Raw genomic sequence first — 11,846 nt, 5'->3', positions numbered from 1 at the left:
TTCGCATTTCCGCCGCCCGTCGTGGGCGGTGGGACAGAGATGCCCGTTGCTTGCGAGCCGATAATCGCCGCGAAATTGGCAAGACTATTTGCAAAAATCGAACAATGCTGCGGCATGGATCGACTGGACGCCATGCGCCTGTTCACCCGGGTGGTCGACCGCCGCAGCTTCACCCAGGCGGCGCACGACCTCGACCTGCCACGCTCCACGGCGACCCAGGTGATCCAGCAGCTGGAGGCGCGGCTGGGCGTGCGGCTGCTGCTGCGCACCACCCGCGCCGTGCGCCCGACCCTGGACGGCGAGGCCTACTACCGACGCTGCCTGGCGATCCTCGACGATGTGGAGGACGCCGAGGGGGCGTTCCGCGGCGCGACGCCGAAGGGGATGCTGCGGGTCGAGGTGCAGGGGGCCCTGGCGCGACACTTCCTGCTGCCCGGTCTGCCCGCGTTCCTGGAGCGTTATCCGGACATCGACCTGGCGATGAGCGAGAGCGACCGCTGGGTGGACGTGGTGCGCGAGGGGGTCGACTGCGTGCTGCGCTATGGCGCCCTGCCCGACAGCGATCTCGTGGCGCGCAGGCTCGCCAGCCTGCGGCGGGTCACCTGCGCCGCGCCGGCCTATCTGCAGCGCCACGGCGCCCCACGCACCCCCCGGGACCTGGCCGGCCACCACGCCGTCGGCCTGCGCTCGATCACGACGGGGGCCCTGCCGGCCTTCGACTTCGTGACGGCGGACGGCGTCATTAGCCTCGACCTGCCGGCCCGCCTGTCGGTCACCGGCGTCGAGAGCTTCCGGGACGGGGTGCTGCTGGGCCTCGGCCTGGCGCAGATGCCGGTGTTCCACGTGCAACAGGCCCTGGCCGAGGGCCGGCTGGTCCAGGTGCTGGCCGACTGGCCCGTGCCGACGGCCCCGGTGTCTGTGATCTATCCGCGCAGCCGCCAGCTGTCGCCGCGCGTGCGCCTGTTCATCGACTGGACCGTACAGCGCTTCGCCGGCGCGGCGTCTTCCGAGGTCGAGGTCGCCTAGAGCCTTTTAGGGTCAGATGGAACCATCTGACCCGTATGAAAAGGCTCTATCTTCAAAAGTTTAGAGCATGTTCGAGCGGCGAAACCGCGTACACTTTCGCCTAACATGCTCTAGGACCGCGCGGTCAGGCCGCCGGCGCCAGGCGCCGCCAGACGTAGTCCACCAGCTTGCGTCCGCCCGCGATCGCGGCGGCGTCCAGGACGATGCCGCGGCTGCGGGCCGGGGCGCCGGCCTCGGCCAGCCACAGGGTGTCGATGTACCAGCTGGTGTCCCCCTCGCCGGAGGACACCCGGACGATGTCGACGGCGTCCACCGTCAGCTGGTCCCAGGCGGTCAGACGGCCGTTGACGCTCAGGCCCTGGTCGCTGGCGAGCACGGTCGCGCCCGCGGGCGGAATCTGCGGCAGCAGGGTCGCCAGCCGCTGCTCCATGCGCGCCAGGCGGCGCCGGAAGGCGATCGGGAGCAGGACCGCCAGGCCCACCAGCACCGCGACCACAACAGGCGCGACAAAGGTCAGGGTGCGCGGCTCATGCGTCGCCACGCCAACCAGCACCGCGATGTTGATCGCCGCCGCCAGGGCGCCGATCACGCCGAGCAGCACCAGGGATCCGCGGCGGGTCGCCGCCATCACCGCGTCGCCGTCCATCACCACGCCCTCCACGGCCGGCGGGCCGCGCCGGGGAATCAGGCGCCGCGCGACCCGGGGCGTCAGACCGTCCTGAGGCTTGCCGTTGATCCTGACCTGCATGGCCTTTCCCCCGCCTGGTTTCGCCGCTGACGACCGGCCGAGGTTAGCGCAGAATCGCGCCGCCGCCGTGCGCGGTGGGCAAATCGCCTCAGGGCTGATGGCCGGCCTTGCCCTTGTGGGCCGAAGCGACGACATCGCCGCCATGGCCTCCCCCGAAGCACTGGCCCGCCGCGCGGCCTTCACCCAGCATATGCAGGCCGACGTCGGTGTCGACGAGGCGATGATCGCGCGCCTTGTGCATGGCTTCTACGACGGCGTGCGCGCGGACCCGGTGCTGGGGCCGATCTTCGCCGAGCGCATCGAGGACTGGGGACCGCACCTGGCGCGGATGGTGGACTTCTGGTCCTCGGTGATGCTGATGACCGGCCGCTATCACGGCCAGCCAATGCCGAAACATACGCCGCTGCCGATCGACGCCGCCCACTTCGACCGCTGGCTTTCGCTGTTCGAGGAGACGGCCAACCGCCTGTGCCCGCCGCCGGCCGCAGCCGTGTTCATCGCCAAGGCCCGGCGCATCGCCGAGAGCCTGGAGCTCGGCGTGGCCATGCACGCCGGCGTCCTGCTCGCGCGGGGTGAGCGCTACCGTAGAACCTGAGTTACGCCACTCAAGTTGGGTATATCGGTTTTGGCGCGGATACTGCCGAAGTAGCCCCTCGTTAACCGTTCTGGGTGAACGTCGTTAGCCTAACGCATGGCTGTATGGACGCGAGTTACCACCGTGAGCGACAAGAGCGTCCGCAACCTCGCGCACCTGCAGAACTCGGCGTCCACCGCCCGCGTGCTGAACCTGCTGCGCATCGCCAAGAAGCGCTCGGACGAGCCGGACTATCTGGCGCATCCGTTCTTCCGCAACGTGGTGCTGAACAAGGCGATCATCCTCAAGCACCGGCTGCGCCGCGACGAGCTGGAGCTGTTCACCGACGGGCGGCAGACCGCGACCAAGGTGATCATCCCGATCGACGGCGGCGACCTGAAGCTCGGCGGCCGCGCCGTGTTCGTCGACCAGACCGGCTACGAAGCGCAGATGGAAGCCATGTTCGGCGACACCTGGCTTGCCGAAACCGACGACCAGCTGATGCTCGAACTGCTGGACCAGCTGCCCTCGCTCGATCCGTTCCTGCTGCGCGAGCACCTCAAGCGGCACGGCCGCTTCCCGGCGCGGTGCTATTTCGACGTCTCCGACGCCGACGTGGCGCGGATGATCCGCTTCGTCGAGAGCGAGATCCAGAAGCTGATCGACCTGGCCTTCAGCGGCGGCGACACCCGCCGCGAGGGCTCGGGATCGCGTCTGGTCAAGAAGATCCTCTCGATCACCGTCGACGAGGACACCGAGCCGCTGCGCCTGACCCTGCGCCTCGACAAGCGCGACTACCAGGAAGGCGTGTTCTGCTGGAAGGGGTTCCTCTACTACAAGTGGACCCTCAACGAGACCCTGCCCAACATCGAGCGGGTGCTGAACTCCATCGCCCTGGCCCGGCCGCGCGGGCCGATGGACGCCGAGGCCAAGCTGTACCTGGAAAAGTCGCGCGACTCCCTGCGCCGGTCGATCCGCATGATCTGCGAGACCGCGCAGCGCTCGCTGGCGTTCTACGACCGCGCCTTCGACAGCCTGATCGACGGCCAGCCGCAGGCGTTCCGCGACTTCCTGCTCAGCGCCCCGGCGATGTTCACCGACCTCGGCGAGCGGCTGGGCGCGGTGAACCACATCGTCAGCTTCTGGAACTTCCGCTTCCCGCAGGGCCGCCTGCCGGTGGTCGGCGTCGAGGAGCTGATGGACATCTTCAACGACTTCGAGTGCAGCCTGTCGTTCCAGGAAGTCCGCGGCGGCTACGTGCGGATGGCCTGAGGGGCGACCGTCCGTCACCGTCACGCAAGCGCGACGCCCGACGGTCCACGGCTCATCAGGGCATCAGGCAATGGCATGGGCGTCGGGACGCCGACGCCTGCCAAGCCGATTGCCCCCGACCGGCCGGCGCCCGATAAGGCCGCATGGACGGTTCCGATCCCCGCCTTTCGATCCGCGACCCGCGCTATGCGCCGCGCAACTTGACCGTCGAGCGGCGGGACGACGGCGGCCTGATCCTGTTCAACCCGACGCCGATCCGCGATCCCCGCGCCACGGCCCTCGACGCCCTGCAGCACTGGGCCGCGGTCAGGCCCGGGCAGATGTGGCTGGCCGAGCGCTCTGGCGACGGCTGGCGCGGCGTCACCTTCGGCGAGGCGCTGGGGCAGGTCGAGGCGCTGGCGGGCGGCCTGGCGGGCCTCGGGGTCGGCCGGCCCAAGCCGATGCTGGTGCTGGCGCGCAACGGCGTCGACCATGCGCTGATCGCCTTCGCCGCCATGAGCCTGGGCGTTCCCGTCGCCGCGGTGTCGCCGCAGTACGGCCTGGCCGGGGCCGACCTCACCCGCCTGGCGCATGCTGTGGCGGTGATCCAGCCGGGCTCGGTGTTCACCGACGACGCGGCCGCCTTCGCCGGCGCCCTGGCCGCGGACTTCCTGGCCGGCCTGCCGGTGGTGGCGCTGCGCAACGCCCGGCCGGGCGACGTCGCCTTCGCCGACCTGCTGAAGGCCGCGCCGCAGGCCTCGATCGCCCACCCGGACGACATCGCCAAGCTGCTGCTGACCTCCGGCTCCACGGGCCGGCCCAAGGCGGTGATCTGCCTGCACCGCAACGTCGCCATCACCGCCGCCCAGGTGGCCAGCTGCTACGACGACCCCGAGCCGCCGGTGGTGGTCAACCAGGCGCCCTGGAGCCACAGCCTGGGGGCCAACGCCATCCTGCAGATGGTGCTGCAGCGCGGCGGGACCCACTACATCGACGCTGGCCAGCCGGTGGCCGGGCGCACCGCCGAGACGGTCCGCAACCTGCGTGAGATCGCGCCGACCTACCACAACATGGTGCCGGCCGGCTGGGACCTGCTGGTCGGCGAGCTGGAGGCCGACGAGGCCCTGGCGCGGACCTTCTTCAGCCGCGTGCGGGTGCTGCAGTACGGCGGCGCGGCCCTGGGCCAGAGCACCTGCGACCGCATCCAGGCGGTGGCCCGGCGCGCCTGCGGCGAGGCGATCAGCTTCGCCTCCGGCTACGGCGCCACCGAGACCGGCCCCACCGCCACCAACGTGCACTGGCCCAACCTGCGCATGGGGCTGATGGGCCTGCCGCTGCCGGGGACCTCGGTGAAGCTGGTTCCGGACGCCACCGGCAAGCTGGAGTTCCGGGTCAAGGGTCCGCAGGTCTCGCCGGGCTACTTCAACGCGCCCGAGGCCACCGCCGCCGCCTTCGACGAGGAAGGCTTCTATCGCCTGGGCGACGCCGCCCGCTTCGCCGACCCGGACGACATCCGCGAGGGCCTGGTGTTCGACGGCCGCCTGTCGGAGAACTTCAAGCTCTCCAGCGGCACCTTCGTGATCGCCGGGGCGCTGCGCGTGGCGGCGGTCTCGGCGATCGGCGGGGCGGCGTCCGACGCCGTGGTCTGCGGCGAGGGCCAGGCGGGCGTCGGCCTGCTGATCTTCCTCAGCAAGCCGTTCTGCCGCACGCTGACGACCTCGGACGATCCGGCGCACGACCCGGCGGTGATCGCCGCGGTGCGCGAGGGGCTGGTCCGCTACAACGCCGGCGCCAAGGGCGGCGGCGGGCGGGTGGCGCGGGCGCTGATCCTGGCCGACGAGCCGCATGCGGCGTCCGGCGAGATCACCGACAAGGGCTACATCAACCAGGCGCTGGCCCGGACCCGTCGTGCGGCGGACGTCGCGCGGCTGTTCGCGCCGACGCCGGACAACGATATCCTGGTATTTGGGGAGAGCTGAATGAACGGCGCCGACGCCCTCATCGAGACGCTGATCGACAACGACGTCGACGCCTGTTTCGCCAATCCCGGCACCTCGGAGATGCAGTTCGTCTCCGCCCTGGACCGCCAGCCGTCGATGCGGCCGGTGCTCTGCCTGTTCGAGGGCGTGGTCACCGGCGCGGCCGACGGCTACGGCCGCATGGCCGGCAAGCCCGCCTGCACCCTGCTGCACCTGGGCCCCGGCTACGGCAACGGCCTGGCCAACCTGCACAACGCCCGGCGCGCCTACACCCCGATCGTCAACGTGGTGGGCGACCACGCCACCTATCATCGCCAGTACGACGCGCCGCTGAACTCGGACATCGCCGCCATCGTCGCCCCCAACTCGCTGTGGGTGCGCTCGGCCGAGAGCGCCGACCAGGTCGGCGACCTGGCCGCCGAGGCGGTGGCCGCCAGCTACGGGGCGCCCGGCGGGCCGGTGACCCTGATCCTGCCGGCCGACTCCGCCTGGCTGGAGACCGACCGCCGCGGCCCGCGCATCAACCCGCCGGGCAAGGCCATAGTCGCCGACGGAACCGTCGCCGACGTCGCCAAGGCGCTGCGCGAGGCCAAGAAGCCGGTGCTGCTGCTGGGCTCGGGCGCCTGCAACGACGCCGCCTTCGCCGCCGCCGGGCGTCTGGCCGGCGCCGGCGTCCGGGTGCTGACCGACACCTTCATCACCCGCACGCCGCGCGGCGCCGGGCGCTTCGCCCCCGACCGGATGATGTACTACGGCGAGGCGGCCCTGGCCGACCTCGAGGGCGTCGACCTTATGGTCTACGTCGAGACGGTCACCCCGGCGGCCTTCTTCGCCTATCCCGACCGGCCGAGCGTACTGGTCCCCGAGGGCTGCCAGCCGGTAACCCTGGCCGACCGCTCGCAGGACGGCGCCGACGCCCTGGCCCGGCTCGCCGACGCCCTGGGCGCCCCGGCGCAGGCGGCCGTGCAACCGCTGAAGCTGCCCGATCCGGCCGCCGGCAAGCTGACCCCGGCCGGGGTCGGCGCGGCGATCGGCCGGCACATGCCCGACCACGCCATCGTCTCGGACGACAGCGTCACCTCCGGCCAGCCGATCCTCAACGTCACCCGCACGGCCCGGCCGCACGACTGGCTGGGCCTGACCGGCGGGGCCATCGGCCAGGGCATCCCGGTGGCGATCGGGGCGGCGGTGGCCTGCCCGGACCGCAAGGTGCTGTCGCTGAACGGCGACGGCTCGGCCCTCTATACGGTGCAGGGCCTGTGGACCATCGCCCGCGAGGCGCTGGACGTGACCGTGGTGGTGTTCGCCAATCACAGCTACCGCATCCTCGGCATCGAGCTGGGCCGCACGGGCGCCGGCGCCCCCGGGCCGGCCTCCTCCAAGCTGCTCAGCCTCGGCGAGCCGGCGGTGGACTGGGTGAGCCTGGCCAAGGGCCTGGGCCTGCCCTCGGTGCGCTGCGAGACCGCCGAAGACTTCGACGCCGCCTTCGCCCGCGCCATGGCCGAACCCGGCCCGCACTTCATCGAGGCGGCGATCTAGGGGGCGCGAGCCCCTTTCCTCTGTCATCCCGGAAAGCCGCGCGAGCGGCTTATCCGGGACCGCCGGAAACGCCGATGTCCGTTGGCGGCCATGGGCGCCGGCGCCTGCCGCGGTCCCGGACATCCGCTGCGCGGATTCCGGGATGACAGTGAAAGAGGGGAGAGGGTTGGGTGAGGGGGGGCGCCGCTCACCCCCCAAAGAAAAAGCCCCGCCGGCGAACCGGCGGGGCCAATCTTCGGCGTTGAAGCGCGCGATCAGCTCTTCTTGACGTTCTGCGGCAGCTTGCAGCCGCCGGCGATGCCGGAGGCCAGGCTGCAGGGCAGCACGTTGATCGGCGTCAGGGCGTCCTTCAGCGGCGCGTTGTACTCGATCATGAAGCCCGGAAGGCCGTCGGAGCATTCCACCTCGATGTAGCCCTTGCGGTCCGAGGTGACCCCGACCGCGCGCGAGCTCGACACCGTGCAGGTGGTCTTGTTCAGCTTCTTCAGGTCGGCGGTCAGGCTGGCGATGGCGGCGTCCGGCTTGCTCATGCTGCAGCGGTAGCCTTCCAGTTCCGAGTGCGCGCAGTCGTAGACGAAGCCGCCGGTCGCGGTGAACACGCCCACCGCGCCGTCGGGGCGGTTGTTGCAGGTCATTTCCACCACATCGAGGCCGGCCGAGGCCGGGAACGGCTCATACGACTTCACGTCGCAGTCGAAGCCGGCCTTCTTGGCCAGCTTGGAATAGAGGCCGGCCTGTTCGGTCTTGGCCTCGCGCGCGTCGGTCAGCTGGCAGAGGTCCGAGTTGACGCAGTCGACGGCCTTGTCCAGCGCGCCGGTGGTCGCCTGCACCAGCACGTAGCCCTTGCCCTGCTGGCAGGACACTTCCCACAGCACTTCATGCGACTGCGAGATGCCGACGTAGCGGCGGTCCTTGACGGTGCAGGGGGTGGGCGTGCCGGCAGCCAGCTTGTCGGCCACCGCCAGCTGGGCGGCGCGGTCGGTCAGCTTGCAGTTCACGTTGCCGCCCGGGTCGTACATCACGCACGGGTTGGCCTCGACCTCCTTGTCGAGCCGCGGCGGGGCCGAGGTCTTGACGATGTAGCCGGAGCCGTCGTGGCAGGCGACTTCGAAGAAGGTGTTGGTGTCCGAGTGGCCGAGCGCGCGGGCCTTGTCGATCGTGCAGGTGGGGGCGCCGCCCTTGCTGACGTAGCCGGCGAGGCCCGCCTTGGGGTCCTTGTTCTCGGGCAGCTGGCAGGCGAGGTTGGTGGGCTTGCCGTCCGGACCCTCGGCGGTTTCCAGGCAGGTGTAGGCCGTGGTGGCCGCCGCCGTCTTGGCGACGATCAGGCCTTCGTTGCCGGTGCAGGCCAGTTCATAGAACGACTGCTTCTGCTTGGTCTTCGGGTCGGCGCTGTCGCCGATGAAGCGGGCGTTCGCCACCTGGCAGTCGAAGCCGCCGGAGGTCACCAGACCCGGAGCGTCCTTCTTGCCCTTGTCGAGCGATTCTTTCGGGATTGAAGGGGCGCTTGCCGCGAAGCTGCTCGCGGGCGCCAGCACGGCGGCGATCAGAGCGATCGCAAGACCGATGCCGATTGGCCTCATAGTCAATGACTCCTGGAAGTGTTCCTCGTCGAAGTCCCATGCGCGCGACGCGCCCCGGGGTCAAGTTCACCGCCCCGCGACACGTCGCTCGGCGATGAACGGCCTTGGCGCCGGGCGCCGGGGGCGCGACAAGGTCGGGCAGACAGGGGAGTGCGCGGCGTGAGGGATGGCTTCGAGGAGACCGAGACGGTTCGCGGGCGGCTGAGCTATCCGTTCGCGGAAGGTCCCAAGGCCGGCGGCGCCGTCGACATCGCGCCGGGCGTGAAGTGGGTGCGCATGCCGCTGGGCGGGTCGCTGGCGTTCATCAACTGCTGGGCGCTGAAGGACGGCGACGGCTGGGCGATCGTCGACACCGGCATGGGCAACCCGGCCACCGCCGCCGCCTGGCGCGACGCCTTTCAGAACGTGCTTGGCGGCGCGCCGGTGACCCGGGTGCTGGTCACCCACATGCATCCCGACCACATCGGCATGGCCGGGTGGATCACCCGCAAGTTCGACTGCCGCCTGTGGATCACCCGCGTCGAGTACATGATGTGCCGCATGCTCGCCGCCGACACCGGCCGCGAGGCGCCGGAGGACGGCCTGCGCTTCTACCAGCGCGCCGGCTGGAGCCAGGAAGCGCTGGACACCTACGCCACCCGCTTCGGCGGCTTCGGCAAGGCGATGCACGCCCTGCCCGACAGCTTCCGCCGCATCGTCGACGGCGAGAAGATCCGCATCGGCAAGCACGAGTGGGAGGTGGTGGTGGGCTCCGGGCACACGCCGGAGCACGCCTGCCTCTACTGCGCCGAGCTGAAGCTGATCATTTCCGGCGACCAGGTGCTGCCGCGCATCACCTCCAACGTCTCGGTGTTTCCCACCGAGCCGGACGGCGATCCCCTGCGCGACTGGATGACCACGCTGTCGGCGATCAAGCCGCGGGTGCCGGACGACGTGCTGGTGCTGCCCGCGCACAACGAGCCGTTCCACGGCCTGCACGCGCGCATCGACCAGCTGGTCGGCGGCCACGAGCGGGCGCTCGGGCGGTTGGAAAGGCTGATCGCCGAGCCGAAGCGGGCGATCGACGTGTTCGGCGTGCTGTTCAAGCGGACGATCAACAACGACGTGCTGTCGATGGCCACCGGCGAGAGCCTGGCCCACCTGAACTGCCTGATGCACCGCGGCGCCGCGGTGCGCGAGACCGACCCCACCGGGGTGGACTGGTACCGCGCCGCTTGAACTCAGGCGCGCCCGCTGGACGACAACGACAACGACAAGAACAAGGGAGGCCTCCGTGTCCGATCGCATCACATCGCCCTTCGGCTATCGCTCCACCGCCCGCGAGGTGGCGGCCGGCCACGACCTGACCGGCCGGCGCGCCATCGTCACCGGCGCGGCCACCGGCATCGGCATCGAGACCGCCCGGGCGCTGGCCGAGCGCGGGGCGCAGGTGACCATCGCCGTGCGCAAGCCGGACCTGGGCGCCGCGGCCGCCGCCGACATCAATTCCACGGCCGGCGAAGGGCGAGCGCGGGTCGGCCACATCGACCTCGCCAACCAGGCCAGCGTGCGCGCCTTCGCCGAGGCCTGGGGCGCGCAGCCGCTGAACATCCTGATCAACAACGCCGCGGTGATGGCCTGCCCGCAGAGCTACACCGACGACGGCCTGGAGATGCAGATCGGCACCAACCACTTCGGCCACTACCTGCTGGGCGCCCTGCTGGCTCCGGCGCTGCAGGCGGGGGCGCAGGCCTCGGGCCAGGCCTCCCGGCTGGTCTCGCTGTCGTCGATCGGCCACCGCCGCAGCGGGGTCAATTTCGACGATCCGCACTACCGCACGCGCGCCTACGACAAGTGGGAGGCCTACGGCCAGGCCAAGAGCGCCAACGCCCTGTTCGCGGTCGGCTATCACCGGCGCTTCAAGGACCAGGGGATCATCGCCAACGCGGTGATGCCCGGCGGCATCATGACCCCGCTGCAGCGCCACCTGCCGCGCGAGGAGATGATCGCCTTCGGCTGGATGGACGAGGCGGGCAATATCAACGACCGCTTCAAGACCACCGAACAGGGCGCGGCGACCAGCGTCTGGGCGGCGCTCGGCCCCGAGCTGGACGGCGTCGGCGGGCTCTACCTGGAGAACTGCGCCCAGGCGCTGCCGTTCAATCCGGAGGTCCCGTTCGAGGGGGTGATGGCCCACGCCCTCGATCCCGAGGCCGCCGATCGCCTGTGGACCCTGTCGCAGGCCACCGTCGGCGCATGAGCCTGGCGTTCCGGCGCTTCGCACCGGCCGACCTGCCGGGCGTGATCGCCCTGTGCGCAGCGGAGGGCTGGCCGTCGTTCCCCGAGGACCCGGGCCGCGCCCTGCGCGCCCTGACCGCGCCGGGGGTCACCACGGTGGTCGCCGCGGCGCCGGACGGCCGCGTCGCCGGCTTCGCCCAGCTGCTCAGCGACGGCGAGATCCAGGCGCACCTCAGCCTGATCGCGGTCGATCCCGACTTCCGCCGCCAGGGCGTGGCGCGGGGCCTGCTGGACCTCGGCCTGCGCCTGGCGGGCGGCGTTCGCATCGACCTCGTCACCGACAGCGCGCCGGACTTCTACCTCGCCCTGCGCCATCGCCGCTTCGAGGGCTTTCGCCTCTATCCCCCGTTCCAGGACGCCGAATGACCGCTTCCGCCCTTCAGATCCGTCCCGCCCGCCCGGACGAGGCGCCGCTGGTGCTGCGCTTCATCCGCGAACTGGCCGAGTACGAACGCCTGCTGCACGAGGTGAAGACCACCGAGGCGGACGTGCAGGCGATCCTGTTCGGGCCTGCGCCCCGGGCCTTCTGCGACATCGCCGAGCTGGACGGCCAGCCGGTGGGCTTCGCCCTGTGGTTCTACAGCGTCTCCACCTTCGAGGGCCGGCACGGCATCTATCTGGAAGACCTCTACGTCAGCCCCGAACGCCGGGGCTTGGGGGCCGGCAAGGCGCTGCTGGCGGGCCTCGCCCGGCGCTGCCGCGACGAGGGGCTGGCGCGGCTGGAATGGGCGGTGCTTGACTGGAACGCCCCGTCCATCGCCTTCTATGACAGCCTGGGCGCCGCGGCGAAGACCGACTGGATCACCCGTCGCCTCTCGGGCGAGGCGCTGGAGCGGCTGGCGCAGGCAGGCTGAGGGAGCGATCGGAGCCGC

The 11,846-nt window shown here is 71.0% G+C and carries 11 protein-coding genes; 9 read left to right on the top strand and 2 right to left on the bottom strand.

The genetic code is table 11. The features are described 5' to 3' along the window. The first annotated feature begins 114 nt into the window (after positions 1-114). Positions 115-1,026 carry a LysR family transcriptional regulator gene (locus ACO2Q3_RS22285; protein WP_423310647.1) on the top strand — a complete coding sequence of 304 codons (912 nt, stop codon included), beginning with the start codon at positions 115-117 and terminating at the stop codon, positions 1,024-1,026. Positions 1,027-1,150: 124 nt separating this feature from the next. Here the strand turns inward: ACO2Q3_RS22285 and ACO2Q3_RS22280 are convergent, their stop codons facing one another. Beyond that, positions 1,151-1,774: a hypothetical protein gene (locus ACO2Q3_RS22280; RefSeq protein ID WP_423310645.1), complete on the bottom strand. Its 624-nt coding sequence runs from the start codon at positions 1,772-1,774 to the stop codon at positions 1,151-1,153. 67 nt (positions 1,775-1,841) lie between these two features. Between ACO2Q3_RS22280 and ACO2Q3_RS22275 the strand changes: the two genes are divergently transcribed. From ACO2Q3_RS22275 to ACO2Q3_RS22260, 4 genes are all read left to right on the top strand, one after another. Beyond that, the gene (locus ACO2Q3_RS22275) at positions 1,842-2,369 is read left to right on the top strand and encodes a group III truncated hemoglobin (protein WP_423310643.1); all 528 of its coding nucleotides are present in this window, start codon (positions 1,842-1,844) and stop codon (positions 2,367-2,369) included. A gap of 123 nt (positions 2,370-2,492) precedes the next feature. Beyond that, a complete protein-coding gene (locus ACO2Q3_RS22270; RefSeq protein ID WP_423310641.1) occupies positions 2,493-3,620 on the top strand; it encodes a hypothetical protein in 1,128 nt (375 codons plus the stop codon). 143 nt (positions 3,621-3,763) lie between these two features. Continuing rightward, positions 3,764-5,578, top strand: a complete 1,815-nt coding sequence (locus ACO2Q3_RS22265) for a feruloyl-CoA synthase (protein WP_423310639.1) — start codon at positions 3,764-3,766, stop codon at positions 5,576-5,578. After that, positions 5,579-7,117, top strand: a complete 1,539-nt coding sequence (locus ACO2Q3_RS22260) for an acetolactate synthase large subunit (protein WP_423310637.1) — start codon at positions 5,579-5,581, stop codon at positions 7,115-7,117. 254 nt (positions 7,118-7,371) lie between these two features. On the opposite strand, the gene ACO2Q3_RS22255 is transcribed toward ACO2Q3_RS22260, so the two are convergent. Further along, positions 7,372-8,697: a hypothetical protein gene (locus ACO2Q3_RS22255; RefSeq protein WP_423310635.1), complete on the bottom strand. Its 1,326-nt coding sequence runs from the start codon at positions 8,695-8,697 to the stop codon at positions 7,372-7,374. 159 nt (positions 8,698-8,856) lie between these two features. Here ACO2Q3_RS22255 and ACO2Q3_RS22250 point away from each other — a divergent pair, with 159 nt between their 5' ends. Genes ACO2Q3_RS22250 through ACO2Q3_RS22235 form a run of 4 tightly spaced genes read left to right on the top strand, consistent with a single transcriptional unit; the run spans position 8,857 to position 11,828 of the window. Beyond that, on the top strand, positions 8,857-9,915 hold the full coding sequence (locus tag ACO2Q3_RS22250; protein ID WP_423310633.1) for an MBL fold metallo-hydrolase: 1,059 nt from the start codon (positions 8,857-8,859) through the stop codon (positions 9,913-9,915). A gap of 55 nt (positions 9,916-9,970) precedes the next feature. Beyond that, entirely contained in the window at positions 9,971-10,936 is a 966-nt protein-coding gene (locus tag ACO2Q3_RS22245) for an oxidoreductase (RefSeq protein ID WP_423310631.1), read from the top strand. Beyond that, positions 10,933-11,340, top strand: a complete 408-nt coding sequence (locus ACO2Q3_RS22240; RefSeq protein ID WP_423310630.1) for a GNAT family N-acetyltransferase — start codon at positions 10,933-10,935, stop codon at positions 11,338-11,340. The genes ACO2Q3_RS22245 and ACO2Q3_RS22240 overlap by 4 nt, the downstream gene beginning before the upstream one ends. Continuing rightward, positions 11,337-11,828: a GNAT family N-acetyltransferase gene (locus ACO2Q3_RS22235; protein ID WP_423310628.1), complete on the top strand. Its 492-nt coding sequence runs from the start codon at positions 11,337-11,339 to the stop codon at positions 11,826-11,828. The genes ACO2Q3_RS22240 and ACO2Q3_RS22235 overlap by 4 nt, the downstream gene beginning before the upstream one ends. The last annotated feature ends 18 nt before the right edge of the window (positions 11,829-11,846 follow it).

This window comes from Caulobacter sp. KR2-114 (assembly GCF_049446115.1).
Classification (GTDB): Bacteria; Pseudomonadota; Alphaproteobacteria; order Caulobacterales; family Caulobacteraceae; genus Acaudatibacter.
The sequence above is the reverse complement of the archived record's forward strand: the minus strand, read 5'-3'. Positions and strand labels throughout refer to the sequence as shown.